Origin of the sequence: Denitratisoma oestradiolicum (assembly GCF_902813185.1) — a bacterium.
In the GTDB taxonomy this organism is placed as follows: Bacteria; Pseudomonadota; Gammaproteobacteria; order Burkholderiales; family Rhodocyclaceae; genus Denitratisoma; species Denitratisoma oestradiolicum.
The window spans coordinates 2,530,725-2,556,752 of the sequence record NZ_LR778301.1 but is presented as its reverse complement, the minus strand read 5'-3'; the positions used below and the strand labels follow the sequence as shown (position 1 = coordinate 2,556,752).

The 26,028-nt window shown below is 54.3% G+C and carries 22 protein-coding genes; 21 read left to right on the top strand and 1 reads right to left on the bottom strand.

Annotated features, from left to right (window positions below; all coding sequences use genetic code 11):
• Window positions 1–32: 32 nt before the first annotated feature.
• The 3 genes from DENOEST_RS11595 to DENOEST_RS11585 all read left to right on the top strand — a co-directional run bounded on the left by DENOEST_RS11595 (window position 33) and on the right by DENOEST_RS11585 (window position 3,586).
• Complete coding sequence (locus DENOEST_RS11595; protein WP_145771218.1) at window positions 33–1,262, top strand: tyrosine-type recombinase/integrase; 1,230 nt, start codon at window positions 33–35, stop codon at window positions 1,260–1,262.
• The gene (locus DENOEST_RS11590; RefSeq protein ID WP_145771217.1) at window positions 1,252–2,481 is read left to right on the top strand and encodes a helix-turn-helix transcriptional regulator; all 1,230 of its coding nucleotides are present in this window, start codon (window positions 1,252–1,254) and stop codon (window positions 2,479–2,481) included. The genes DENOEST_RS11595 and DENOEST_RS11590 overlap by 11 nt, the downstream gene beginning before the upstream one ends.
• Before the next feature lie 451 nt (window positions 2,482–2,932).
• Complete coding sequence (locus tag DENOEST_RS11585) at window positions 2,933–3,586, top strand: inovirus Gp2 family protein (RefSeq protein WP_145771216.1); 654 nt, start codon at window positions 2,933–2,935, stop codon at window positions 3,584–3,586.
• Window positions 3,587–3,883: 297 nt separating this feature from the next.
• Here DENOEST_RS11585 and prpR read toward each other — a convergent pair whose 3' ends face one another.
• Window positions 3,884–5,872 (bottom strand): propionate catabolism operon regulatory protein PrpR, encoded by a 1,989-nt coding sequence (gene prpR, locus DENOEST_RS11580; protein ID WP_145771215.1) that lies wholly within the window; start codon window positions 5,870–5,872, stop codon window positions 3,884–3,886.
• Window positions 5,873–6,045: 173 nt separating this feature from the next.
• Between prpR and DENOEST_RS11575 the strand changes: the two genes are divergently transcribed.
• The 18 genes from DENOEST_RS11575 (at window position 6,046) to DENOEST_RS11490 (ending at window position 25,965) form a co-directional block, all read left to right on the top strand.
• On the top strand, window positions 6,046–7,035 hold the full coding sequence (locus tag DENOEST_RS11575) for a hypothetical protein (RefSeq protein WP_145771214.1): 990 nt from the start codon (window positions 6,046–6,048) through the stop codon (window positions 7,033–7,035).
• 79 nt (window positions 7,036–7,114) lie between these two features.
• Entirely contained in the window at window positions 7,115–8,704 is a 1,590-nt protein-coding gene (locus DENOEST_RS11570; RefSeq protein ID WP_145771213.1) for an FAD-binding oxidoreductase, read from the top strand.
• Window positions 8,705–8,920: 216 nt separating this feature from the next.
• Window positions 8,921–10,138, top strand: a complete 1,218-nt coding sequence (locus DENOEST_RS11565) for a CaiB/BaiF CoA transferase family protein (protein WP_145771212.1) — start codon at window positions 8,921–8,923, stop codon at window positions 10,136–10,138.
• Between the two features lie 16 nt (window positions 10,139–10,154).
• Complete coding sequence (locus DENOEST_RS11560) at window positions 10,155–12,224, top strand: hydantoinase/oxoprolinase family protein (RefSeq protein ID WP_145771211.1); 2,070 nt, start codon at window positions 10,155–10,157, stop codon at window positions 12,222–12,224.
• A gap of 18 nt (window positions 12,225–12,242) precedes the next feature.
• Window positions 12,243–14,132 (top strand): hydantoinase B/oxoprolinase family protein, encoded by a 1,890-nt coding sequence (locus DENOEST_RS11555; protein WP_145771978.1) that lies wholly within the window; start codon window positions 12,243–12,245, stop codon window positions 14,130–14,132.
• 2 nt (window positions 14,133–14,134) lie between these two features.
• Complete coding sequence (locus DENOEST_RS11550; protein WP_145771979.1) at window positions 14,135–15,757, top strand: class I adenylate-forming enzyme family protein; 1,623 nt, start codon at window positions 14,135–14,137, stop codon at window positions 15,755–15,757.
• On the top strand, window positions 15,754–16,605 hold the full coding sequence (locus tag DENOEST_RS11545; RefSeq protein WP_145771980.1) for an amidohydrolase family protein: 852 nt from the start codon (window positions 15,754–15,756) through the stop codon (window positions 16,603–16,605). The genes DENOEST_RS11550 and DENOEST_RS11545 overlap by 4 nt, the downstream gene beginning before the upstream one ends.
• A gap of 30 nt (window positions 16,606–16,635) precedes the next feature.
• A complete protein-coding gene (locus DENOEST_RS11540; protein ID WP_145771981.1) occupies window positions 16,636–16,902 on the top strand; it encodes a hypothetical protein in 267 nt (88 codons plus the stop codon).
• A gap of 36 nt (window positions 16,903–16,938) precedes the next feature.
• Window positions 16,939–17,952 carry a DUF4437 domain-containing protein gene (locus DENOEST_RS11535; protein ID WP_183148244.1) on the top strand — a complete coding sequence of 338 codons (1,014 nt, stop codon included), beginning with the start codon at window positions 16,939–16,941 and terminating at the stop codon, window positions 17,950–17,952.
• A gap of 35 nt (window positions 17,953–17,987) precedes the next feature.
• Window positions 17,988–18,668, top strand: coding sequence for a hypothetical protein (locus DENOEST_RS11530; RefSeq protein WP_145771982.1), 681 nt, complete (start codon window positions 17,988–17,990; stop codon window positions 18,666–18,668).
• A 316-nt stretch (window positions 18,669–18,984) separates the two neighbouring features.
• A complete protein-coding gene (locus tag DENOEST_RS11525) occupies window positions 18,985–19,689 on the top strand; it encodes a hypothetical protein (RefSeq protein WP_145771983.1) in 705 nt (234 codons plus the stop codon).
• 85 nt (window positions 19,690–19,774) lie between these two features.
• On the top strand, window positions 19,775–20,491 hold the full coding sequence (locus DENOEST_RS11520; protein ID WP_145771984.1) for a DUF3108 domain-containing protein: 717 nt from the start codon (window positions 19,775–19,777) through the stop codon (window positions 20,489–20,491).
• Window positions 20,492–20,501: 10 nt separating this feature from the next.
• Window positions 20,502–20,813 (top strand): DUF1330 domain-containing protein, encoded by a 312-nt coding sequence (locus DENOEST_RS11515; RefSeq protein WP_145771985.1) that lies wholly within the window; start codon window positions 20,502–20,504, stop codon window positions 20,811–20,813.
• The gene (locus tag DENOEST_RS11510) at window positions 20,810–21,973 is read left to right on the top strand and encodes a nitrilase-related carbon-nitrogen hydrolase (protein WP_197970596.1); all 1,164 of its coding nucleotides are present in this window, start codon (window positions 20,810–20,812) and stop codon (window positions 21,971–21,973) included. Before DENOEST_RS11515 ends, DENOEST_RS11510 begins: the two co-directional genes overlap by 4 nt.
• The gene (locus DENOEST_RS11505; protein ID WP_145771986.1) at window positions 21,966–23,420 is read left to right on the top strand and encodes an aldehyde dehydrogenase family protein; all 1,455 of its coding nucleotides are present in this window, start codon (window positions 21,966–21,968) and stop codon (window positions 23,418–23,420) included. Before DENOEST_RS11510 ends, DENOEST_RS11505 begins: the two co-directional genes overlap by 8 nt.
• Window positions 23,413–24,093 (top strand): isochorismatase family protein, encoded by a 681-nt coding sequence (locus tag DENOEST_RS11500; RefSeq protein WP_197970595.1) that lies wholly within the window; start codon window positions 23,413–23,415, stop codon window positions 24,091–24,093. Before DENOEST_RS11505 ends, DENOEST_RS11500 begins: the two co-directional genes overlap by 8 nt.
• Entirely contained in the window at window positions 24,090–25,022 is a 933-nt protein-coding gene (locus DENOEST_RS11495; protein ID WP_145771988.1) for a polysaccharide deacetylase family protein, read from the top strand. The genes DENOEST_RS11500 and DENOEST_RS11495 overlap by 4 nt, the downstream gene beginning before the upstream one ends.
• Window positions 25,012–25,965 carry a polysaccharide deacetylase family protein gene (locus DENOEST_RS11490; protein WP_145771989.1) on the top strand — a complete coding sequence of 318 codons (954 nt, stop codon included), beginning with the start codon at window positions 25,012–25,014 and terminating at the stop codon, window positions 25,963–25,965. Before DENOEST_RS11495 ends, DENOEST_RS11490 begins: the two co-directional genes overlap by 11 nt.
• Window positions 25,966–26,028: the final 63 nt, after the last annotated feature.

Genomic DNA, 26,028 nt, shown 5'->3' with positions numbered 1-26,028 from the left:
GTAGAAAGGATGGTGGAAATAGAGATTGGGCGATGGCGAAGATAGCACGAGAGCTAACAGCGATTGAAGTCAGTCGATTGACTGTGCCCGGACACCATGCGGTTGGTGGAGTCGTGGGCTTGTACTTGTACGTCAATGGCGTCAGCGCACGTTCTTGGGTACTGCGACTTGTCGTTGGTGACAAGCGTAGGCATATCGGACTCGGTGGCTACCCGACAGTCACCTTGGCTCAAGCAAAAGATAAAGCTCGGCGAATACGCGAAGAGGTTGCGAACGGTCACGACCCAATCCATCAGCGGAAGGTCGTCATAAGCCGAATCAAGGCGCAACAAGCAAGTGCCATCACGTTCGAGAAAGCTGCGGAGGGCTACTTGGACTCTCATGGAGATGCTTGGCGAAACGCGAAGCATCGAGCCCAGTGGGCAAGCTCGCTGGCTACCTATGCGTATCCTTTCTTCGGCAAAGTATTGGTGAGGGATATATCGGTGGAGCACGTACTGACAGCGCTGAAGCCGATTTGGAAAGAGAAAAACGAGACAGCATCACGAGTTCGGGGTCGGATCGAATCCGTGTTGGATTGGGCTTCTGCGCGCAATTACCGGTCTGGCGACAATCCTGCCCGATGGAAGGGATTGCTTGACAAGCTATTACCGGCGCCAAGCAAGATAAAAGTTGTAGAGCACCATCGTGCATTGCCAATTGACGAGGCTCCCGCATTTGTTGCCAGTTTGCGTATGCAGTCAGGTGTTTCGGCCTTGGCGTTGGAGTTTGCAATTCTCACTGCTGCTCGCAGTGGTGAAGTGAGGGGGGCTCGGTGGGAGGAGATTGATATGCCTGCTGCCTTATGGACAGTTCCAAAAGATCGGATGAAAGCCGGCAAGGAACATCGCGTTCCGCTCAATTCCCAAGCAATGGAAATATTGGATGCTGTAAAGGAGTCTGATCGCTCCGGATTGGTATTCCCTGCGCCGAGGGGGGGGATGTTGTCTGACATGACGCTAACGGCACTCATGCGACGAATGAAAGTTGACGCGGTACCCCATGGATTTCGCTCTACTTTTCGTGACTGGGTAAGCGAGCGTACAAATTACCCTAGAGAACTTGCCGAGCAGGCATTGGCTCACGTCATAGAAAATAAAGTTGAAGCCGCCTATCGACGTGGTGATGTGCTAGAAAAGCGTCGGGCTATGATGGCCGGGTGGGGCGAGTTCCTTTCAAGCCCGTTGGCTCATTTATCCAGAAAGTGCCGCGATGACGCATGAGAATCGAGAAACTATCCTGTTTCCTGAGGAAATAGTTCCCTGGAACGAAATGGTTACGCTTGTGGTTAATCTTCAAATCCCCTTTAGGCATAGAGCAACGGGGATTGACTGTATTACGGGTGGTCTTTTCTCGTTTCACACGTTTCCCGGAGGCCCCATTGATTGGCTTCCTCCGGTTGTGAAAGAAGCCCAGTGGCGATTTATTAAGGACCATCTGCACGAGTTGCCCTCACTTAGATTTCCGATTTCTCCAGACACAGCGACAGATTTCATCATCAAGTTCATTCAGCTTGAGGGGGCGCCTGACATCGTGCCGACCTTTCTCACGACCGCGAGCTTGGATCGTGATCGAGAGAAAAGGCTCACCCTGTTTAAGGTCGAAAAAGAAGAGCTACAGAAGCTTGCGTTGGGGGGGCGTGTGTTTTTGGTCGATTCGTCACGGCGCAATTGCACGCATTTGACGCAGGGTGTCTATTTCGCGAGGCATGAGGCCATTCAGTATCTTGGCAAAAAGGGACTGTTGGATCGAGCCTATGCTTCAGGGTGCGGTTGGCGAGAACAGATAAGTGAGCCAGAACAAGTCGAACCTCCATCGACTCCTGATGGCTTCCTATACGGCTTTCCACAAGAATTGATCCAATTGGGCATCAAGGAATATCGGAAAACCCTTGCTCAAAAAAGGCTTGAGCGACTTCTCAGCCAGGTTTCTGTTCCTCCAGAAGGTGCAGTAGTAAATCGATCTGTTGCAGAAAGTTCAACAGAGGAAATCGCACAACACCAACAAGCATTGACTTCCGATGCAGCTGCGATTAGTTGCGAAGTCGATTCAGCAAAAAAGAACGCCCCTAGCCCTCTCGCAGAATCGCCCAGCGTACTTGGCAACAGCGGCCCAGTGTCCAGACAATCTGACAGCATTGCCGACTCAGAAAACGATAAATCAAGGTATTCTAAGAAGCACAAAACTGTCGGGAGCGTTGCAGTCTCCCCATACGAAAATGGTTCGGCCAAGGGGCGGTTGATTGGAATGAAAGAGGTCATGGAACTTCTTGATGTTTCACGCCCGACGATCTACAACTACTCGACCCCAGATTCGCCGTCATACAACCCGAATTTTCCTCAGCCACTGAAGGCCAATGGCATCAACAAGTGGTACGAGTCTGACATATCTGCCTTTGTCGATTCATTAGCGGCCGATTCCAAAAAAAGAGATAGTCATTGACACGGCGTCGGATAACTCACTTGTCTTTGAATTTGTAGAAGTTCAGACTTGATCTGACATTAGGGCCTTCACACACGGGAACCGAATGACATGATGACTACCGTCATGACACTACGGTCTACAACCCATCACGGTTCATTGCAGATCAAGAGCGGCTTCCTGATATTTTCCGAGAGCTACCTACTCAACCAATTACCCGAGAGCTTAGGCATCTCCGAACTCTGATCTCGTAGGAAACTAGGCAAAGCAGTCTCTCGGTATTGGTAATACTAATAACAATATATAGCCTAGTAGTAGATAGCTACTGGCTATATGCCTTCCAGAGTAGATTGGACTGATGAAATGGGTATCTGAGAGGGTAAGGACGCTCACCTCCTCTGCTGCAAACGATGTGCCAAGGTAAAAATTACCTGAAGCCCTAACGATATGAAATGCGTTAGGAGGCACTCACATGAAACGGCATGACCAAAATCCCAATCTCTCCCTTTACTATGACGCCCAGTATCTGGGCTATCCAGTTCAAACGCAAAAGGGCCCACTCGTAACTGAATACTTGGATCGACTCTGGCAAGTCATCCACCAAGCCCTTGACGAATATGGACGGGTATTCGCTTTCAGGGTCGATCTTAGATTCCCAGTCGAACACTATGGACCAGGCCATGACGATAATTCAGTCATGGAGCGGTTCATTGCCTCCTTTAGGGCGAAGATACGACACAACCGGAATATGGCACTAGAGGTTAAAGCCTATGCTCATGACACTGCTGTCCGCTATGTGTGGTGTAGGGAACTAGGTCAGCATGGTGTCCCACACTATCACCTGGCTTTTTTTTTGAACTACGACGCCTACTGCACCCTTGGGCAGTACGAGATCGGACGCGTGAACCTCTTCAATCGCCTCCATGAAGCATTGGCATCGGCATTAGGGCTTACCGTTCATCAGGTGCTTGGCTTAGTCGAGTTCCCTGAAAGCCCTTTCCGTCTTTTGAAACGAGGCGATATTCAGTCGATTGCCGACTTCTTCAATCGAGCAAGTTACCTCTGTAAGGCAGCCACGAAGCATTATGGGAACGGAGTCCATAGCTTTGGGGCAAGTAGGAGGTAAAACCTCCCAGAATCCAGTGCCATGTAGTCAAGCAGATGGAGAGGATGTTTGACTTTCTAGCTCCATGCCATAGAATTCATTGCCTATATGTCAAAGGGCTATTGATAATGGCTAAACTGAACTTTGGCGACATTGCCACTTACCGGAAGTCCTTGGGCCTGAATCAGTCCATTTTCTGGAAGCGTTTAGGCGTTACAGGATTGCGCTATACCCCTTTCGCCAGATCGTCCTGCGGGCCGCTCAATCCACGCCCACCGCTCACTGTCTGGATAGCAAGGTCTGCGCGCATGAATTGAATCAAATGAGATGGTCGTCAAAATTTAGCTCCTTGAGGCGTCTCCAAAACGTGGTGCGACTAATCCCCAAGATTTCAGCAGCTCGACTTTTGCTGCCTTTTGCTAGAGATAACGCCCGATTTATGGCCTCAGAATCAATTTGACCATCTTGCCCATAGATGCCCTGAGTGGCATATTGCGCGTCATTGTTAAGACTATGGCAGTCCGGGTAAGCATTTAGTTCTGGAATCTCAGCGCGGAAGGATTCATAGTCTACTGTGCTTATGTCGGAGTGCTGACTAAGGAAAACAGAAAAGCGCTCCATGATGTTTTCCAGCTCCCGAACATTACCTGGCCAAGAATACTCAATCAGTAGCGGCAATAGCGGAGCAAGAGCCTGATCAGCTGGAATGCTTGATCCGAGCCTTCTCAAGCTGGAATACAAAAGGCTTAAACCCAGGACAGGGATATCCTGTTTTCTGTCGGCAAGTGTTGGGATTCTGAAGCTTAAAATATTCAGACGGTAAAAAAGGTCTGAACGAAATTGACCCTGACGAATGCGTTCAGGGATGTCTTGGTGAGTTGCTGCGATGATTCGTACATCAATACCTACAGGCATCACACCGCCAATTCGTACGACCTCCCGTTCTTGAAGTACCCGTAGTAGTCGAGTCTGAAGGGTTATCGGCATGTCGCCGATCTCGTCAAGAAAAACTGTGCCGGTATGTGCTGTTTCCAATAATCCAGGTTTGCCGCCTCGACGAGATCCAGTAAACGCACCTTCTTCGTAGCCAAAAAGCTCGCTTTCCAAAAGTGCCTCAGGAAACGCCGCACAGTTAATTGCAACAAAAGGGCCGTTTTGGCGGCTGCTGGCATTGTGAATCGCTTGTGCAAACATTTCTTTTCCTGACCCACTCTGTCCGGTGATCAGAATCGTCGAACTGGTTCTGGCGTAACGCTCTGCCGTTTTGATTACGCGCAGAAATTCGGGGGAGCGGCCGGAAATATTGGCAAAGCTATACCGTGCTGCAAGATTACGGGTCTTGCGTTGCGAACGAATGGTTGTATCTGCTCGCTGAATGGATTTGGCATCGTGCAGCGTCAGGACTGCCCCGGAAACGATGCCGTTCTCCATGAAGGGGATACGGTTTGCAACAAAGGTTTTATCTGAAAAGCTGATGATGACTTCGGTTTCTTTGTCACCGCGAGAAATGACTCGATCCAGGGAGAGTTCTGGGACGACATCCTTCAGGTTGCCTCCAATGATGTCCGACCGACGGAGGCCAATGATGTTTTCCATTGGTGGGTTGATTGCGATGATTCTTTGTGTGTGATCTACGGCGAGCACGGCCTCATGCAAATGCTGTAAGACATTGTGGAGTTCGTCGAAGCGCGATGCTTGCATAATGGCTATTGCGGATATTTGAAGGCAATCCTCTATGGCATCGCGAACGGCGCCAATGTTGTAAGCCAGTATTCCCTTCAGGCCCGCATTCTCGGCCAGTTCAACGGCGACGCTAGAGCCTACAATTACCCTGTAGCCGTCATTTCTAAAGGTCTGAAAGCAGATTTCTGCTTCTTCAATGCTGTGGTAGGGGCGCTGAACGATATCAATTTTCAATAAATCCTTGAATTCGTCCAGTTCAGCAATATTTTCGCGATAGACGACGATGCCAACCCGCTTGGAAATTTGACTGGCTCGCTGCAATGCATGGAGAAGGTCGTAGCCAGAGATTTTGATAGAAACAACTGGCATCGAAAGTGCTGATTTCAGAATTACGGCATTTGCGCCGGCCGATAAAATGACGTCGGCAAGTCCATCTTTTTCGATTTTTCGGCCAAGCGACAGCGCATTGTCAAATACAACCTCGTGAACTTCAAAGTCCGCATGGTTGCCGTACTCGGGCAAAAGGGTATGAATCAATGCGCTGACAGCTTTGTATCCTAATACTGCAATGCGTGGCCTCCGCTGCTGGCAGTGCTTTCCCGAACGTCCTGAATTCGCTAACACGACTCCCTCCTGTTATGGGCGCTATGAGGTTGTGTGACTCATAGATGTTTCATTGTGTTTCACATTGTTGCTGGAATGGCTCTGTCGTTGCAAGTGTTGGTGTCATGCATTTGCTATGCCTAAAAAAGTATTAAAAAACAGCTGCTAGTGAACGCTGTGCGGACTGGCCCCTTTTGTGCTTTGTCAGAAATTACAAAACTATTTGTAGCGTTTCAGCTGTAACAACTATCGAGGTCAGCATGGTTAATGAGGGGCTTCAAAGAATTCGTTTAGGGCCGGCGCAGTGCGGGACAGTAGTCGTTAGGTCGCTTGATGCAGTGATAAACCAGTATCAGAAGTTTCTCGATCTAGTACTAATTGCAGATGAGTATGTCTCGTTTCCACTTGCACAAGCATGGAATATGCCATCTCTTGCCGGAAAGCGGATGGTCACTATGGGGGCGGCGCCAAACGACGTATCAACCCATTGGCTGCGATTGTTAGAAGTACCTGAAGCGGCTCCGGCAAAGCATTTCGGGGCGCAAGGCTGGCTGGCACTGGAGGTTAGTGTTGCCAATTTAAGTGCATTAGCGCAGCGGCTGAAAAATAGTCCCTTTGAGATCCTGGGGGAGCCCTATCCGCTGGGGGTTAGTGATCATATTTGGGCCATGCAGGTCGCAGGGACTTCGGGTGAGGTTCTTTATTTGACCGAGCTACGAGCGCCTGTGGCGCCTTTTGAATTGCCCGCGCGGGCAATTCATACTGCGGAACGACTCTTTATCCCCGTGTTAGGCGCGGTACAACGAGAGCCTGCCATGCAACTTTACGAGAAATTCGTTCCGAAGCCGGGTCTGCGCTTCAACACCAGAGTTTCTTCGCTGAATAGTGCATTGGGGGTGGATCCTGAGGCCGTTCGTCCAGTAGGTACCGTGCAGCTTTGTGGGCCCAGTTTGATTGAAATTGATGAAGTTCCTGAGTTTTCGATTGATCAAAGAGGCTCCTCCTCAATGGGTTGCATGACGGGAATCAGGATGATTTCGTTCCTCGGTTGGCCAGGGGAAAGTGAGGATGAGTGTGGGAAGGATGCTCGATGGAGCATTGCTTCTGGCGGTGATGGAGTAGGCACGCTTAAGGTTTTCCAGGGCATGGCGGGAGAATGGTTTGAGGTGTGGCTGCCTGACTAATTTCCAGCCGGCTTCGTCTAAAAGCGGTAATTGAATCGATCTTGGTAGTTCGAATTTTTATATTTGGAGGAGATTAAGCATGGTCAGTAGCATTGTGGAGATACTGGGGACGGTGATCGATCGTGAGCGGATTGCTGATGATCTTGCAACCCGAGATCACTTTTCCCGCGATTTGTTTCAAAGTGGCAGTCCCCCTCAATGTGTAGTTAAGCCAGTCTCGGTTGACGAAGTAAGCGCCGTACTTCGAGTGGCCCACGAGCATGGATTACCTGTAGTTCCACGTGGCGGCGGTATGTCATATACCGGGGGTTATGTGGCAGATAATCCCAATGCCATCATGATGGATTTGCGCGATTTAAATCGGGTGATCAAGATTGATCCGGTGAATCGTTATGTGACGGTGCAGGCGGGTTGCACCTGGGCCCAACTGCGTGAGGCACTGGCAGACACCGGACTACGAACACCCTACTGGGGGCCCTTGTCTGGTTTGCGGGCCACTGTTGGCGGCACCGTATCCCAGAACAGCGTATTTTTCGGTTCGGTGCGTCATGGCAGTGCAGCTGAGTCGGTGTTGGGGCTGACGATGGTGCTGGCTGACGGATCACTTCTGAAAACAGGTGCTGGAGCGAGGGCATGCGGTGTTCCGTTTACCCGCTGGGGCGGTCCCGACCTGACTGGCGTATTTATCGGCGATACGGGTTCCATGGGGTTCAAGGTGGAGATCACGCTGCGCCTGATTCCAGAGTCTGAATACGTCGAGTACGGCTCTTATGCCTTTCCTGATTTTGCATCCATGCTCAATGCTCAGGTCGGCTTGGTTCAGGCGGGTCTCGGGGTGGAGACCTTTGGCATTGATGCGTACAAGGCAAAAAATTCAGCCCAGACCGGGCGCAAATTGTCCGAGGCTACCAAGACCGCGCTGGGCGTCGTGAAATCGGGCAAGTCCCTGCTGGCTGGATTAAAGAATGTGGCAGAAATGGCCATGGCTGGCACTAGTGAGGTAGAGGTCGCCCCCTATTCCCTGCATCTTACGGTGGAGGGGCGAAGCCAGCAGGATGTAGTCGATCAACTGGCGCAAGTGAAGGCTATTGTCGAGGGATGTCGAGGAACGGTCATTGCGCCGGTAATACCAAAGGCCATGCGCGGCCGACCTTTCCCTCCGCTGCGTTCAGCGCTAGGAGTGGACGGACAGCGCTGGGTTCCGGTTCATGGAATCATTCCCTTGGGAAATGTTGTTCAGGCTGTGGAGGAAGCCGAGCAGTTGATCGCCAGTTATAGCGATGATTTTGAGCGTCTGGGGGTACTGTATTCCCCGCTAACGACTAACGTGCCCAATGGTGTTTTGTTTGAGCCCTGTTTCTATTGGTATGACAAAGTCACCAGTCTACATGCGGAGGCGATTGATGAAACCGTGGCGCCGGCGTGGCTGGAGCGTCCGGATCGGGCTGAAGTTCGGGAGTTCGTTTTCAAACTTTGGCGCGAAGTGGCGGACGTGCTAGCAAAGCACGGTGCTATCAATTTCCAGATCGGGCGCACTTATCCCTATCTGGAAGAAGTCTCCGCAGCTTATCAGAACGTGCTCCAATCAATTAAAAATGCGGTAGATGTCAAAGGCATTGTTAATCCGGGCGTTCTTGGCCTTGGGCGCGGGGCGGTCGCTCGCCGATAATCTGGCTGGAAATTTCACGACATCCCAATGAAATGAGTGTGTTTCAAGTTGTGTTTCATGTCGTAACGTAGTTGGAAACATAGACAGTCGTGCATAAAAAAGGCGCCCGCTTTGGCGCCTTTTTTTTCATAAAAACAATGTGTTGATGGATTTATGTGTAGCTGGCCTATCTCTTGCTATGTCTGATGTAACTGAAGTTATGGTGTGGAGAAGTTGATGGGAGAAAAGAAGGGGAAGGGTGCGTTGTCCGGGGTAGTGATCCTGGATCTGACGCACATGCTGTCAGGGCCCTATGGGGCGATGATATTGACGGATCTGGGTGCGAGGACGATCAAGGTTGAGCCACCCGGGAGTGGAGAAGGTACGCGCCAGTTGCTGGCGGAAAGCGAGGCCTATTCGAGGCAGGGAATGGGTGCGTACTACCTGACACTCAATCGCGGCAAGGAAAGCATCTGTGTTGATCTGAAGAGCGAAGCGGGTCGGGAGGTGTTCTACGAATTGGTGAAGCATGCTGACATCGTTCTGGACAACTTCAGCGTAGGCGTAACCGAGCGGCTGAAGATTGACCATGCCACGCTCTCGGCGATCAATCCCCGAATCATCACCTGCTCGGTGTCGGGTTTTGGGGAGACAGGTCCTGGAATTCACCGGCCGGCTTTTGACCAGGTGGTGCAGGGCATGGGTGGTGGTATGTCCATCACCGGCTATCCCGGGGGCGAACCGTTGCGCTCCGGGATTCCCATTGGAGACCTGGGTGGTGGCGTATTCGGGGTTGTCGGCATCTTGGCCGCCCTTGTGTCCCGGGGGCAGACGGGTATCGGTCAGCACGTGGATATCTCCATGCTGGACGTACAGATTTCCTTGCTGAACTACATGGCGACCATGTACCTGTTGTCTGGGGATACGCCCGAACCGATGGGCAACGGACATTTTGTGCACGTGCCCTACAACAGCTACAAGACTCAGGATGGCTATCTGATCATCGCGTGTATTGGCGATGCCTTTTACGAGAAGTTTACCGGCGTGATTACGCGGGAAGAGCTGAGGCAAGAGAAATACCGCAAGCAGCCGGGGCGGTATGCGGAGAAGGCCAAGATCGACGCCATTGTGCAAGAAGAGTTGGCGCAGAACACCACGGAGTACTGGCTGGAGAAATTCAGAGAGGCACGGATTCCCTGTGCGCCGGTCAATGATTTTGCCCACGCGCTCAACGACCCCCAGGTGTTGGCACGCAACATGGTGGTGGATGTGCAACTGCAAAGCGGAGAAACCATCCAGTTACCCGGGAATCCGGTGAAGCTGTCGGAATCGGTGGATGGCAGCTTCAGCGCGCCGCCACTGTTGGGGGAGCACACGACAGCAGTGCTGAAGGAATTGCTAGGTTATGAGTCATCTCGCCTCGAAGCGTTGCGGCGAGACGGCGTCATTCAATAAGGGGGAGAGGCGAGACATGGTAGACAAGCATTATCGACTGGGTGTGGATGTGGGCGGCACATTCACCGACCTACTACTCATCGACGAGCGGACAGGCAAGACCTACTCGGCCAAAGTTCCCTCGACGCCCGGGGACCAATCCCAGGGGATCCTGAACGGCATCAATCGGCTGTGCGAACAGAACGACATTGATCCGGCGGGGATCAGCCATGTCATGCACGGTACCACGGTAGCCACCAACACCGTGCTGACGGGCTCTGGGGCGCGGGTGGGGCTGGTGACCACCGAAGGCTATCGTCAAGTACTGCAGATGGCTCGCTCCTTCGTGCCTGGTGGTCTGGGTGGCTGGGTGACTTACAACAAGCGTCCCCTGATGGCCCCCCTGGAGAACACCATCGAAGCCGATGAACGCATGGGGGCCAGGGGCGAGATAGTTCGGCCACTGAACGAGGACCGGCTGCGGCAGGATCTGCAGAGTCTCAGGAACAAGGGAATCGAAGCCCTGACCGTATGTCTGATCAACGCCTACGCCAACGGTGCCCATGAGCGACGCATCAAGGAAATTGCTCATGAGGAATTGCCTGGAATCATCGTTTCCATCTCCAGCGACGTAATGCCGGAGATGTACGAGTACGAACGCACCGAGACCACCGTGGTGAACTCCTACGTGCGTCCGGAAGTAGCGCGCTACATGCAGAACCTGCACCGGGAACTGGATCGTAAGATGCCAGGCGTCAAACTCCATGTGCTGCGCTCGGACGGCGGCTTGGCCTCGGTGGACGCTGCCATCGACGCACCTGTAAATCTGCTGATGAGCGGCCCGGCGGGGGGCGTCACTGGTGCGTTGTGGACTGCTCGCCAGTCGGGGTTCAAAGACCTGCTGACCTTCGACATGGGGGGAACCTCTACCGACGTGGCCCTGATCCAGAATGGTGTAGCCCAGACACGACGGGAGACTCGGGTCAGCGATGTGACCGTAAGAGCGCCGTCCATCGATGTGCGTACCGTGGGAGCCGGCGGTGGCTCCATTGCCTATGTGCCGGAACTGACCAAAGCCTTGCGGGTGGGACCGCAAAGTGCGGGCGCCGTACCGGGGCCGGCCGCCTATATGAAGGGTGGTGACAAGCCTACGGTGACTGACGCCAATGTCGTTCTGGGTTACCTGCCCGCCAACTCCCGGCTGGGAGGGGACATGAAAATCGACCGCACGGCAGCCCAACGAGCGCTGAGTTCCATTGCCGACGCCCTGGGCAAGAGCATCGAGGATGCGGCGGAGGGGGTGATCAACATCGTCAATGAGAACATGTTCGGCGCCCTGCGACTGGTATCCATCGAGCAGGGCTACGACCCGCGGGACTTTGCGCTAGTGGCCTTCGGTGGTGCCGGGCCGCTCCATGCCAATGCGCTGGGGCGGCTGACCGGGGCTTGGCCAGTGATCATTCCGCCCGCGCCCGGCGTGTTGTGTGCCTATGGCGATGCCACCACCCGGCTGAGAAACGAAGCCTCGCGCACCTTCATTCGTCGTTGCAGCGAAACCAGCGATGCGGAAGTGCTGGCGCTGCTGACCGAGTTGAAGGAAACGGCGTCAGGAACCCTGGATGCCGAAGGGGTGCCCCGCAAGGAACAGGAAGTGGAATATCAGATCGACCTGCGCTACCACGGCCAGGGGATGCGTCTGACGCTCAGCACTAGCCCGGAGGAGTTTGCCCGAAGCGGACTGGCGGGAGTGGAAGCCCGTTTCGATGAGCTGCATACCCAGCTGTACACCTTTGCTCTGGAGGCGCCCCATGAGCTGGTGAATCTGCGTGCCGTGGTGCTAGGCCGGGAGCCCGTGGTGGAAGCCGAGGCCTTGGCGACGGGTAATGCGGACGCCAGTGCGGCGCGGATTGAGGAAACGCGGATCTATGCCGACGGGGCGTGGCATTCGGGCCATATCTATGATCGGAACAAACTCAAGAGCGGCAATGCGGTGGCCGGTCCGGCGATCGTCGCCCAGATGGATACGACGACCCTGATTCTGCCGGGCTACACAGGTACGGTGGACCGGGTAGGCAACATCCTGATCCGTCCCAACGGCGGTCAATAACAAACGAGGAGTAGAGGCATGGTTGCCAAGATCATTCAGGCCAATCCGGCGCCCTTCAAGCAGGTCGAGCTGGACTCGATTACCCTGGACATCATCGAGAACGCCCTGCGCAATGCCCGGGCGGAGATGGATGCCGTCCTATTCCGAACGGCCATGTCGCCGGGGATTCGGGAACAGCATGATGCCTTCCCGATGATTGCCCACTGCGATGGCCGGATGGTGGTGGGCCAGTTCGGCTCCTTCATTCACGGCTTTGTTTCCGGTTACGAAGGAACCATCGAGGAAGGGGACGTGTTCCTGACCAACGACCCATACTCCTGCAACGGAGCGGTGAGTCATCTGAATGACTGGCTGATGTTGATGCCGATCTTCCAGAACGGTCGGCTGGTGAGTTGGGCGGCAATGTTCGGTCACATGACCGACATTGGTGGAAAAGTGCCCGGGAGTCTGCCTACGGATGCGACCCAGATCTTCGAAGAGGGCATTCAAGTGCCACCGGTGAAGATCTTCAAGCGAGGCGAATTGAATCGAGAAATTCTGGATCTGCTGGTGCGGAACTCCCGCATGCCGGAGTGGAACCGGGCGGACTTCAATGCCCTGGTGGCAGCACTGAGACTGGCTGAACGCCGCGTCCATGAAATTATTGACCGATTCGGCGTCGATGAATACATTGCGGCAATGACGGAAATGCTGGACCGGAACAAGCGGGCGATGAACGCCATTATCAAGATGGTGATACCGGAACAGCGCCAGTCCTTTGAGGACTACATCGACGATGACGGACTGGGCATGGGGCCCTACAAGGTCAAGTGCAGCATGTGGCGGGAAGGGGAGAAGGCCATCTTCGACTTTGAGGGGACGGATCCCCAGTCGATCAGTTCGGTGAACTTTCTGTTGAACGAAGAGATGTTCAAGATGTTCCTGGGCTCCCTGTTCATCAACTTGTTCGATCCCCAGATTCTGTTCAACGATGGTTTCTATGAACTGATCGAGGTACGCATCCCCGATGGCTCGATCCTGAAGCCGAAGCGTCCGGCGGCCCTGTCGTGCCGTACCCATCTGCTGGGACGGATCTTCGACATCATGGGTGGGCTGCTGGGCCAGGGGGCGCCAGAGGCGTTGAATGCGGCAGGCTTCTCGGATAGTCCCCACCTGATGTACTCGGGCTACAACAGCAAGGGTGAGTGGTACCAGCTGTTCCAAATCGGCTTTGGCGGCATCCCGGGACGCCCGGTGGGGGATGGACCGGATGGTCATTCCCTGTGGCCGTCATTCACCAATGTGCCGAACGAGTTCCTGGAGGCCTACTTCCCGCTACGGATCGAGCGCTACGCCTCCATTGAGGATTCCGGAGGGGCGGGAAAGCACCGGGGGGGGAACGGGGTCCATATTGCCTATCGTTTCCTGGAGCCTGGAGAAATCTCGATTCATGATGACCGCTGGCTGACCTACCCGTGGGGTGTCAATGGGGGTGAGCCCGGAAGTCGCAGCACCAAGGAGCTGGAGCGTACCGATGGCAGCAGGCAGTGGATACCGTCCAAGTGCGATCGGGTGAAGGTGCAGGCCGGGGATGTATTGCACTTCAACACCTGGGGCGGCGGCGGATGGGGCGATCCGTTGCAGCGGGCAGCGGAACAGGTGGCGCTGGATGCCGCACGGGGTCTGGTGAGCCCGGCCGGCGCTCGGCGCTATGGAGTGGTGCTGAACGAGGATCTCTCGGTCAATGGCGAAGAAACCGCCTATCTGCGCAAGAAACTCTCCGCCGAACGGGATGAACCTCTGCCGCTCTTCAATCGCGGCGGAACCCTCGAGCAGATCATGGCCCGTTGCAAACAAGACACATCCTTCGACCCGCCTACTCAGCCTCGGTTTACCAGCCGTGTTGTTCAGGAAAAGGGCTGCGTCTGAGCATGGTCAGAAACCTATCACCCAACGGCATCTTTGGCGGCCTGAAAGGAGCAGGGGACATCCTGTCCCGCAATGCTCGGAATATCGGCCACAGCCCTGGGTTGGCGTTCGAGGATACGGTGCTGACCTGGTCTCAGGTGAATGAGCGCGCCTGTCGATTTGCCAATGCGCTGCTTCGTCAAGGCATCCAGAAAGGGGACCGGGTCGCCCTGTATTCGCGCAACTGCCATCAATGGGTAGAGGCCGCCTTTGCCTTGGCAAAGATCGGTGCGGTAATGGTTACGGTCAATAATCGCCTGACTGCAGGCGAAGTGGCCTATATCCTGAATGATGCGAATGCGGTGGGACTCGTCACGTCCCAATCAGAACTGCCGGTTGCTCAGGCCGCTGCCGAGCAGGTGGATAGCGTACGTCTGATGGTGGTCATCGATCCAGTGTCAGTGACGTTGGGTGAGGGGGCTCCCTTATCCTATGAGGCCATGCTGCGCGATAGCTCCCTGCACGAGCCGAATCTCGATACGCCACTGAGTTACGACGATCCCCTGATGCTGCTATACACCAGCGGCACGACGGGCTTCCCCAAGGGCGCCGTGTATACCCACGGCAGCATGTTGATTGGCACCATGTATCACGTCCATGCCATTGGCGCCCGCAGTACCAATCGGGTGATGCTGCCTTCTCCGCTCTATTCTGCAGCGGGCGTGGCGGGGATGTATTCCCACCTCTATGTGGGAGCCTACAGCGTGATTGTAAATTTCGAGCCGACCCTGGCCTTGAAGACGATAGAGCAGCATCGAATCAGTTTCACCAATCTGGTCCCCACTACCATACAGCGCCTAGTCAGCAGGGATGACCTGTCCGAATTCGATCTCTCCAGCCTGAAAACCATTCTTTATGGCGGCGCGCCAATTCCTCTTACCGTTCTTCGGCAAGCCAGGGAAAAACTGCCTGGAGTTGGCTTTCGACAGACTTTTGCATCGACAGAGACTGGACTTAAGGGCACCGTATTGGAGCCGGAAGAGCACGATGCTGCCTTGAACAACCCGACTTGTGAACATCTGTTGCTGTCTTGCGGACGACCGCAGACCAATGTGGAAGTTGCGATCTGGGATGAGCATGGCAAGGACGTGGGGCCCGGTGTTCTGGGCGAAATCGCGGTGCGTTCGGAAGCTGGTATCAGTGGCTTCTGGAATAACCCCGGTGCTACGACCGAGGCCATTCACAACGGTTGGATCCTGACCGGCGATATCGCCCGGCGCGATGAGGACGGCTATTTCTATCTGGTGGATAGAAAAAAGGATCTGATCGTTACCGGCGCCTTCAACGTCTATCCATCGGAAGTGGAGCGTGTAATGCAGCAGCACCCAGCCGTGTATGAGGTGGGTGTGATCGGCGTGCCTTCCGAACAGTGGGGAGAAGCAATCAAAGCCTGCGTGGTATTGCGTGAGGGAGCTCAAGTCAGTGCCGAGGAACTGATCGCCTTCTGCGAAGGACGTATTGCCGGCTACAAGAAGCCCAAGTCAGTGGACTTCTTTCCCGCGCTCCCGCGCAATCCCACGGGCAAGCTGCTCTATCGCCAGTTACGTGAGACCTATTGGAAACACAGTGAAAGGAAAATTGGATGACCCATGCCATCGATATCGTCGTCAATCTTTGGAACGAGGAAGTGACGCAAAACTATCCGGCGGAGCTGGATCAATTTTGGGATCTGATCACCCTGGGTAAGGACACCACCCACAAGGGTATTTCAGTGGAAGAACAGATCCGCCGCATGGATGCCGCCAATATCCAGAAGGGACTTCTCCTGGCCACCACGGGAGGTGAAGTTGGTTCGCGGATATTCTTCGAAAAGCACATCGATATCATCCAGCGGGTGTGCCAAGCTCATCCCGACCGATTTAAGGGAATTGTCGGCATCAATCCATCCCGCATCATGGAGTGGATCGGAAAGCTGGAGAAAGGTGTCAGGGAATACGGTTTTGTCGGCGCACACATCTACCCCCATTGGTTTGGCAAGGCTCCCGATGACCGAATCTACTACCCCTTCTACGCCAAGTGTGCCGAACTTGGGGTTCCGGTCCAGATCCAGGTTGGCCATTCGGCGCAATGGTTCCTGGAAACCGTGGGGCGACCGATCACGCTGGATCGGGTGGCCATCGACTTTCCCGAGCTGAAAATCATTGGGATTCATATCGGTCATCCCTGGACCGAGGAAATGATTTCCATGGCGTGGAAACATCGGAACGTCTTTATCGGCGTCGATGCTCATGCACCTAAATACTGGGATCAGTCGCTTGTCCAGTTTATCAATACCAGAGGGCAGGACAAGGTGCTATTCGGTACCGACTGGCCGATTATCGGGTTCGAGCGCGCGATGACGGAACTGGAACAACTGGAACTGCGGGATACCCCCAAGCGCAAGCTTCTACTGGAAAACGCGGTGCGGGTCTATGGCCTGCAGGATTGGATTTAAGTTAAACCCGTCAATCAAGGAGAGAGTGTTATGTCATTTCAGAACCTGTTTATTCCTCATCAGCGCAGTGAAGAAGAGGAACGCTGGCTAAGAGAAGAGATTGCCGAGCAGGCTTCCCTTTACAACAAGATCGTCAAGGCCATGGACGATCTGGCACCCCAGAGGGATCTTTGGTACGCAGAGTTCCTCGAGCGTATTCAGACCCGCGGCTTCAATACCGATGGCGACATACGGGTAAAGATCGCGCCCGAGGACATTCCGGTTAAGCCGACGCGTCCGCATAAGGTTGTGTATTGATAACTACAGAGATTGATGAACTTAGGAGACTAAGAAATGGCACGCCCCCATATTGAACCGTTCTGCGATCGAGATATTTCATTCAAGAACATGGCCCTACCGGGATTTCGCCAGGGCTTTCGCTACAAAATGTTGTCACTGGATACCGATACCGGTGCCTGCACTATGACCGTGCAGCTGGACGGTGGTTACAAGCAGCCGCCAGGCTTCTCCTGGTCAGAGCTTGAATTGCTGGTGATCGAAGGAGAAATGAACTGGGGAGATAAGAAGGTTGGCAAGGGCCATTATTTCTTTGCGCCCGCAGGATATGCCATGCCGTCGATTAGTACCCAGCAGGGCTGTCTGCTCCTGATGATGTACAACACCGGCGAGCCCAGCTTGGTGGAAAGCGATCGCCATCACCCCTTGTGCCGGGTGGATCGGTTTCATGAGACCGACTCCTACAACGATATTCCCTGGGCGTTGGGTAATGTGACTAAGCCTAGCGTTGCATCGGGCTGCCTGATCAAGTTGCTTAACTACAATGATCGCTCTCATGCGCTGACCTTCCTTTACTGCATGACGCCGGATTTCTGGCAGGACAATATTTCCTACCATGATTGCGCCGAAGAGTCTTACCACCTGTGGGGGACGTCCTGGATGATGCAGTTTGGCGATGTGCCCACTGGTGGGTACTTCTGGCGTCCGGCCTACATCAACCACGGTGCATTTGCTAGCCAGTATGGCTGTATTGCTTTGGGACGAACAGACTCCAAGTTGTTCAACCATTTTCACTACAACCCCTGGAGTACCCCAGAGGAAAACCAACTTCGCTCGGCAGCACGGATAGCTCAGCGGGACCCGGAGCTGTACAAATGGATCATCCAGTATGGTCATAACCATCCCCATGGTCCCGAGGACTTTGAAGACAGCATGCTGAGAATTGGTGGTTCGCGGAATGAGCGGCAAGACCAACATCACGATCATTCCCACGATCACGACCATGCTCATGATCATGACCACGAGCATGGTCACTCACATGATCACGATCATGGCCATAGTCATGGCTGATCGTGAAATCCGCGGACAAATAAAGGGGACGAACTATGGAATTTAATGAACTGGCTACCTTGCGATGGTTACATATCGTCTGCATGGTGTACTGGCTTGGCGGGGAGTGGGGGGTTTTTCAGACTTCCTATAACGTAATCAACCGAGCTCTTTCAATGGGGGAACGCCGTCGCCATATGGAAACGGCCTATCGCATCGATATCCTTGCTAGAACTGGCATCATCATGCTGTTACCCCTGGGGATACACATGGGCAACATCTGGGGTACACAACCCTATGGTGGTGCTTGGCTGACTTTCTCTTGGGTGTTCTGTCTTTCATGGCTCGGACTGTGCTGGTCTGCCTTTCTTTACCGTGAAACCGATACCGGCATTCGTCTGACAAAAATAGATGAGGCAATACGTTTCCTGGTCATCCCGGCGCTGTTCCTAGCGGCAATCAGTTCGTTCCTTGGGCATGGTCCCTTCAACGCAGGCCCTGGGCAGTTGTGGTACTCCAGCAAGGTCTTCATCTATGCAATCACCTTGGTCATTGGACTAAAGTTGCGCTTCATCATGCGTGAATGGACCGTGATGTTTCGTCGCCTGGCCCAGTCGCCTGATGCCGAGACCGAAAACATTCTGGATCGATCAATCCGAACCGGGCGCCGCTTAGCGTACTTTTACTGGATATGCATTGGTTCCATTGCATATCTTGGTGCCAGCAAACCTTTCTGATTTTCTTGCTGTCGACCTTTATAGCCAGGTCTCGTGCCTGGCTTTTTTATTGCTGATCACCTCGGCTTTCATGGAGAGCGTTTGATCAGTTGCGCGGAAAACTTCGCCCTTCACATGGGTGAAAAACACTGTTACGAAAACGTTTCAGCTATGTTTCAATTGCTCCGATCACTTTTGGCGAAATCAATCTAGCAACCGCTTCATGTAATAAACAGTCGCAAAAACCGATACATAGAACGACCATTTGGGATTGCAAGATTGCTGGCCCTTAGTTTGCTTAGGTCTGTGCTAGAGGCGAGTGTGGCCTGGTTATCGATTGCTTTCCGGTGCGGGTCTGCAGAACGATAAGGAGCTAGAGATCAAAATGGTTTTCAGCGGAATGCTGTTCATCCATCTGATGTTGTTCGTGTATTGGCTTGGCGGAGACCTGGGAACCTTTTACGCCAGTTTTCACGCTACCCGTAGCAATGTGCCATTGGCGGGCAGGGCGACTGCATTCCGAATCATGATGGGCTTGGACCTAGTACCGCGCATTTGCATGCCGCTCATGTTACCCGTAGGACTGTCCCTCGCTGCTGGCGAGGGGTGGCTGACTGTGTCGGGGGAAAGCGCGGTGGCAGTCTGGCTACTGGGGTTGGCATGGATGGGGGTGGCGGTTGGGGCGCATCTTGTTCACCAAGGGGGATGGGCCAGGTTGGTACGTCGTATCGATTTCTGGCTGAGGGTTGGATTTATGGTGACTGCGGCCATAAGTGGAATAGCGGTAGTCCTCATGGAGTCGGGGCTCACATGGTTGGGCTGCAAGATGATGATCTTTGCTTCGACGGTGTTCTGTGGGTTGATGGTCCGCCGCAGCATGACGCCGGTGTTGGCGGCAATTCAGCGAACCATGGGCGGAACGGCCGAGACGGCAGATGTGGTGGCCATCGCTGCGGCCATGAAGATCTGTCGCCACTGGGTTTTGATCATATGGGCACTGTTGTTGCTGGCGGCAGCGTTCGGTCTGCATCTGCTGGGGTGAGAAATGTGCTTGCTTTGTATTCAGGACAGGATGCTCGATACGTCCGGAAGACGTGTTGAGTTGAAAACATAAAACAGGAGGAAACATGGGACACAAAACTATTCGAGGTGAGATTTGCTACACCAGTAATAAACCAGGCCGGGAAGGTATGGTGCGCGGCCGGGAGTATTTCAATGTCACCCATCAGGCGGACGGCGTGCGGGTAATGCATGCCCATTGCGAGATCGATGATGCTCCCAATGTGATCCGGGACGTGATGATGAGTCTCGACGCCGATTGGTATCCAATCGATTGTTCCGTGCGTCTGACCGTTGGCGATCGCTATGAGGGTACAGGCCTTATGTTTCTCAACGAGGGCGAGGCCTGCTGTGAGACAGTGAATCGACGTGATGGGCGTATTACTCAGCGTATCAAGCTTGATGGTCGCGTGCGCTGGCTGGGTGCGCATCCAATCTGTGGTGATGCGATGTGTCTCAAGATTTATGACCTATCACAGGGACCGGGACGGCAGTTTTTTCCAAATTTGATGCTGACCTCCCCAGACCATAGGGGTGCAACAGGCCCAATGCTGTTTACGCTCGGATTTGGCATCGAGTATGTCGGTAAGGAGCGCATCACTGTAGCTGCCGGAACCTTCGATGCCCTGCATTTTCGCTACGTGGATACGGCCGGCCAATTGCCGGAAGAGCATCCGCCCTATGACGTATGGTGTACCGACGATGGCGAATATCTATTTCTCAAGGGTGCCGTCGGTGGCTACATGCAGACCCAGTACGAACTGGCCAATGTGATTCGGGACTAAGAGGATCGCAATGGCCGCTTACATCGTAGTTCGGGCCCGGGTAACAGATCCCGGTCGGTTCTCGGCCTATGCCCGGCTGGCGGCGGCGCTGGTGCATCAATTCGGAGGGGAATATCTCGTGCTAGGCAGCAGTCTGGATGTGCTGGAAGGACAGGCTGACTCCCGCAAAGTGGTGATTTCCCGCTGGCCCGACAAGGATGCTGCCAGGCGCTTCTGGGATTCGTCAGAATATCAGGCTGCCAAGCTCTTGCGCGAAAACACCGGAGAGTTTGAGGTTGCTTTGGTGGATGGACTCTCAGCGGTGCCGAGTGTTGGCCTATGAACGAAAAACAATCTGTCCGCCGTACCTTGCTCAAGGGCCTGGCGGGTGGATCCCTGGCGCTTCCTTTTTCGGCTGCGGGCCAGGTGGCATTGGGTGCTGATATGAAAAGTAAATCACTAGAACGTTATCAGGCACTGGCGCTCCAGACGGCCTGTCAGGCGGTCAATCGATGTGCCAATCGGGAAGAGGCGCAGCAGAGGATAAGTGAAAACATTGCCCGCATCCGGGGGCAGATCATGTCAAGCAAGGTCTTTGTGGGGAGTCAGCTGCGTTTGGTCGTGCTGCCTGAGTATTTCCTGACCAGCTACCCCCAGAAGGAGACAATCGCTGCCTGGACAGCTAAAGCAGCCATCGAGCAGGATGGCGCGGAATATGGGCAGTTGGGCAGAATCTGCCAGGATGCCAAGATTTATCTCTGCGGCAATGCCTATGAGAGCGATCCAAACTTCCCAGGCCTGTGCTTCCAAGTCTGCTTCATATTGAATGACAGTGGAACACTGATTCTCCGTTATCGGCGGCTGATTTCCATGTATGGCGCGACGCCCCACGATGTCTTGCATCGATTTAAGGAAATCTATGGCGAGGACAGCCTGTTTCCTGTGGTGGATACGCCGTTGGGGCGGCTGGCCAGTGTGGCTTCAGAGGAGATTCTTTTCCCTGAGGTTTCTCGGGCCCTGGCCCTGCGGGGGGCTGAGGTACTGCTGCATTGCTCCAGCGAAATCGCCAGTCCGCGACTGACGCCGAAGGATGTTGCCAAGCGGGCAAGGGCCTATGAGAACGTCGCCTACGTAATATCAGCCAACAGCGGCGGCATTCTTGATGCTGACATTCCTTCGGCCTCGGCGGATGGCATGTCAAAAATTGTGGACTACCAGGGTGAGGTCCGCGCTGAAGCAGGCAGCGGGGAATCCATGGCTGCCCATGCTGAGATTGATATCGCCGGCCTAAGGCATAAACGTGCCACGCCGGGCATGTTCAACATTTTTTCCCGCCAGCGACTGGAATTGTTTGCCTCCACCTATGCCGGTTCGGTCTATCCCCCCAACACCATGCTGGATGCCGGTGGACAGCCCTTCGTACCTGAGCGCAGCCATTTCCTCAATACCCAACAGCGTGTGATCCAACGCCTGACTGATACCGGAGTGATTGCAGATGAATGATCGGAGCAACATGTCTAGCTTTCCTGTACGCAATCCTCGTACGGGTGAAACAGATTACCTAATGCCGGAGTTCTCATCGGAGGATGTGGCAGTCTTAGCAAAGCAACTGAGAGCCGGCCAGAAATTATGGGCCGCACGTTCCCTGGAGCAGCGGATGGCCGCCCTGAAAAGGCTGGCTGAGCAGATTGCTGCAGGGAAAGACGAACTGGTGCAAGCCGTGGCGACCGATACTGGTCGCTGGGCTGAGTCGGTTCTGGAGGTGGACAGCACAATCGGTACCATCCAGCGCTGGTTGCGGGATGCGCCATCGCTGTTGGCGCCCAGAGCGCCTCTGTCATCGGCAACACCAGGCATCATGGTTGAGCAGAATCTACGCCCTTATCCGCTGGCCGGCATCATCAGCCCCTGGAATTTTCCATTGTTGTTGTCGATGATCGATGCCTATCCTGCGCTACTGGTTGGCTGTGCAGTAATGATCAAGCCCTCTGAGGTGACGCCGCGATTTGTTCCAGTGATTCAACGGGCCATTGCCGAGGTGCCCGAGCTGGCCTCGGTGATCGGTTTCGCCACGGGACGTGGGGCCACCGGCGAGGCCGTGGTCCGCCAGGCGGATATGGTTTGCTTTACCGGCAGTGTTCGCACCGGCAAGCGGGTGGGGGCCCTGGCCGCCGAGTGCTTTATTCCTTGCCATCTGGAGTTGGGGGGCAAGGACGCTGCGATCGTCTGTGCCGACGCCGACCTCGATCGGGCTGCCAAATCTTTGGCCTGGACCAGCATGGTCAATGCAGGTCAAAGCTGCATGTCCTTAGAGCGGGCCTATGTGGATCAGCATGTTTTCGATGAGTTCGTGGAACGGCTGGTACGCGAGGTATCCGCGTTGAAATTGAATTATCCGAACATTCGCCAAGGACAGATCGGGCCAGTAATTTCTGAAGCTCAGGTTTCCATCCTGAAAGAGCATCTGGCCGATGCCAAAGCCAAGGGCGCACGGATACTTACCGGTGGCAATGTTATTCAGATGGGTGGCGGCTACTGGTGTGAGCCAACGATCTTGGTGAATACCACTCCTGACATGAAAGTTGTCAGTGAAGAAACCTTCGGTCCTATGCTACCTGTAATTCCATTTGATACGGAAGAGCAGGCAATTGAGTTGGCGAACGATTCCATCTACGGTCTTTCAGGCTGCGTATTTTCCGCAGATCTGGATCGGGCGCACCGGATTGCGGAGCGACTTGATGCAGGGGGAATCTCCATTAACGATGCCATGCTGACTGGTCTGGCTCAGGAGGCCATCAAGCAGTCGTTCAAGTCCTCTGGACTGGGTGGTTCGCGCATGGGAACAGCGAGCCTTTCCCGCTTCTATCGAAATCAGGCGATTCTTGTCAATCAGGCATCGAGCAGTGTCTGGTGTTTTCTTGTGGGGGAGAATGAGAATGGAAATGTCTAATAAGACAGCACGAGAACTCTGGCTCGAAGTAAAAGCTAATCCCAATCGGGCCCGATTCGGCTTCGGTCGCCGTGCGGCTCTGGTTAATATCGATCTGCAAAAGGCGTATACCAAGATTGATGAATTCAAAACCGCCTACGAGACCGATCCCCATCAGTTGGACTACGTCAATAGCTTGGCCGCTCAATTCCGCCAATTGAACTGGCCGGTAATCTGGACCTATGTGGCCTACATGGACTCTGGCGAGGACGCCGGCGTCTGGGGTACCCGTACCAATACACCGGACTCCCTGCAAAACATCAAATTCAAATCCCGTCGGTCGGAGTTCGACGACCGCCTACGGATCAACCGTCAGCAGGATGTAATCTACTGCAAGAAAATGCCTTCGGCTTTTTTTGAGACCCAGCTGCAATCCTTGTTGGTCTGGCATCAGGTTGATACGGTAATCCTGACTGGAGGTTCCACCTCAGGCTGCATTCGGGCCACGGCTGTGGATTCCCTTTCCCGTGGCTACCGAACCATCGTGCCGGAAGAGTGTGTAGCGGATAAGCACGAAAGCTATCACTACGCCAACCTTACCGACCTGATGCTGAAGTATGCCGATGTGGTGAGCGTGTCAGATGTCTCTGCCTGGCTGACTCAGCAGGGGGCGGACCGGGGGAATCTCGCATGAAGGAAACCCTGAGTTACTACGATTACCAAGCCTATCGTGGCCGGCCGAAGATCGTCTGGCCCAATGGCGCGAGACTGGCCTTCTGGGTCGCGCCCAATATTGAGTTCTACGAACTCAATCCTCCAGCGAACCCCAAGCGCCAGCCCTGGCCTCATCCCTATCCGGCGGTTCCGGGGTATTCCATTCGTGATTATGGCAATCGTGTCGGCCACATGCGACAAATGCGTTTGCTGGATAAGTACGGAATTCGTGGCTCCATTTCCTTGTCCGCAGCGCTCTGCCAGCATCACCCCGAGATCATCGAACTGTGCCGGGAAAGGGATTGGGAATTCTTTTCCCATGGCATTTACAACACCCGATACACCTACGGCATGAGCGAAGAGGAAGAACGGGCGATGATTCTGGATTCCATGGAGACCATAGAGCAAGCCGTCGGGACAAAGCCTCTGGGTTATTTGGCGCCCGCCTTATCTCACAGTGAAGTCACACTGGACCTTTTTGCCGAGCTGGGCGGGTTGTATACCTGCGACCTGTTTCACGACGACCAACCGACGCCCCTGCGAGTGCGCAGTGGGCGCCAGTTCGTCTCGGTGCCCTATTCACTGGAGATGAACGACACCATTGCCTATGTAGTCAACAAGGTGGAACCACGGCACTACGGCCAGATGCTGAAGGACTGCTTCGATCGCCTCTATCAGGAAGGCGCCGAGTCGGGAACCGTGATGTGTATTCCTACCCACAACTATCAGGTCAGCTGTCCCCATCGGATGCGGGCTTTTGAGGAAGCTCTGGAGTACATAACGGGTCACTCCGATGTTTGGGTAACAACCGGCCGGGAGATCGCACGCTACTACGCCGATCAGTACTGGATGGATCCATGCAGCAACAGTGCTGCCGCCGCTTCGACGGAGATCACTCATGACCGCTGACGCACAGCTGTTGAACTACCCAATGCGCCGCTATGGCATGGACCATGATCGCTATACCTGGGACATGCTTACAAACCGGTCGCCTATCCGGTGGCCGGGCGACAAACGTCTGGCGCTCTGGGTACAGGTGAATGCTCAATTTTTTCCCTTGAATCCCACGGGCAAGCCAGTCGCCATTCCCGGCAACATGACGATGCCTTATCCGGATCTTCGGCACTACACCCTTCGGGACTATGGTCATCGTGTAGGGATTTACCGTTTCTTGAAGGCTTTCGAACAATATGGCGTAGTACCTACCTACGCCATCAATGCCCGGCTGGCGCAGCATTATCCCGGTTTGGTGGCCGAACTGGCTGATGGCGCCGGCGAGATTATCGGACACTCCTGGAGCATGGATACGGCGCATGCTGGTGGTTTGATGGAGGAGGACGAACGGCAACTGATCGCCCGGTCCTTGGATGTTCTCGGCCAGAGTGTGGGGAAACCCATCCGTGGATGGTTGAGTCCAGGCAAGCTTCAAAGCCAGAATACACCGGATCTTCTGGCCGAAGCGGGCATCGAATATTTCTGCGATTGGGTCAATGATGAACTGCCCTACCGCTTCAATACCCGAGGCGGCAGTCTTTGGTCGATGCCTCTTAGCACCGAGATCGAGGATCGCTTCCTCATCATGGACAACCTGCACTCGGCCGAAAGCTGGGCCCAGCAGGTAATGGATGCATGTGATTACCTGAGCCAGGAATCAGCGCATCAGGGAGGACGCATTTTGGCGCTGACCCTGCATCCCTGGGTGCTGGGTCAGCCGCATCGAATAAGTCAGTTGGAGCGGGTACTCGAATATGTCAGCAGTCAGACCCATGTCTGGAGTGCTTCGGCCGGAGAGATTCTGGCGGATTTCGTTGCCCAGGAGAATGACATCGCATCTCCCAGGGGAACGACTTGAATCAACACAAGGAGTTGAGTCCAGCGCTCTCCTTTTGCGCCATTTGCGAATGGCGTCTTTTTA

Bases quoted from the DNA above. Each gene is read 5' to 3' on its own strand.
- DENOEST_RS11595 (WP_145771218.1), top strand. From the start codon at position 33: ATGGCGAAGATAGCACGAGAGCTAACAGCGATTGAAGTCAGTCGATTG.
- DENOEST_RS11590 (WP_145771217.1), top strand. From the start codon at position 1,252: ATGACGCATGAGAATCGAGAAACTATCCTGTTTCCTGAGGAAATAGTT.
- DENOEST_RS11585 (WP_145771216.1), top strand. From the start codon at position 2,933: ATGAAACGGCATGACCAAAATCCCAATCTCTCCCTTTACTATGACGCC.
- DENOEST_RS11570 (WP_145771213.1), top strand. From the start codon at position 7,115: ATGGTCAGTAGCATTGTGGAGATACTGGGGACGGTGATCGATCGTGAG.
- DENOEST_RS11565 (WP_145771212.1), top strand. From the start codon at position 8,921: ATGGGAGAAAAGAAGGGGAAGGGTGCGTTGTCCGGGGTAGTGATCCTG.
- DENOEST_RS11560 (WP_145771211.1), top strand. From the start codon at position 10,155: ATGGTAGACAAGCATTATCGACTGGGTGTGGATGTGGGCGGCACATTC.
- DENOEST_RS11555 (WP_145771978.1), top strand. From the start codon at position 12,243: ATGGTTGCCAAGATCATTCAGGCCAATCCGGCGCCCTTCAAGCAGGTC.
- DENOEST_RS11550 (WP_145771979.1), top strand. From the start codon at position 14,135: ATGGTCAGAAACCTATCACCCAACGGCATCTTTGGCGGCCTGAAAGGA.
- DENOEST_RS11545 (WP_145771980.1), top strand. From the start codon at position 15,754: ATGACCCATGCCATCGATATCGTCGTCAATCTTTGGAACGAGGAAGTG.
- DENOEST_RS11540 (WP_145771981.1), top strand. From the start codon at position 16,636: ATGTCATTTCAGAACCTGTTTATTCCTCATCAGCGCAGTGAAGAAGAG.
- DENOEST_RS11535 (WP_183148244.1), top strand. From the start codon at position 16,939: ATGGCACGCCCCCATATTGAACCGTTCTGCGATCGAGATATTTCATTC.
- DENOEST_RS11530 (WP_145771982.1), top strand. From the start codon at position 17,988: ATGGAATTTAATGAACTGGCTACCTTGCGATGGTTACATATCGTCTGC.
- DENOEST_RS11520 (WP_145771984.1), top strand. From the start codon at position 19,775: ATGGGACACAAAACTATTCGAGGTGAGATTTGCTACACCAGTAATAAA.
- DENOEST_RS11515 (WP_145771985.1), top strand. From the start codon at position 20,502: ATGGCCGCTTACATCGTAGTTCGGGCCCGGGTAACAGATCCCGGTCGG.
- DENOEST_RS11510 (WP_197970596.1), top strand. From the start codon at position 20,810: ATGAACGAAAAACAATCTGTCCGCCGTACCTTGCTCAAGGGCCTGGCG.
- DENOEST_RS11505 (WP_145771986.1), top strand. From the start codon at position 21,966: ATGAATGATCGGAGCAACATGTCTAGCTTTCCTGTACGCAATCCTCGT.
- DENOEST_RS11500 (WP_197970595.1), top strand. From the start codon at position 23,413: ATGTCTAATAAGACAGCACGAGAACTCTGGCTCGAAGTAAAAGCTAAT.
- DENOEST_RS11495 (WP_145771988.1), top strand. From the start codon at position 24,090: ATGAAGGAAACCCTGAGTTACTACGATTACCAAGCCTATCGTGGCCGG.
- DENOEST_RS11490 (WP_145771989.1), top strand. From the start codon at position 25,012: ATGACCGCTGACGCACAGCTGTTGAACTACCCAATGCGCCGCTATGGC.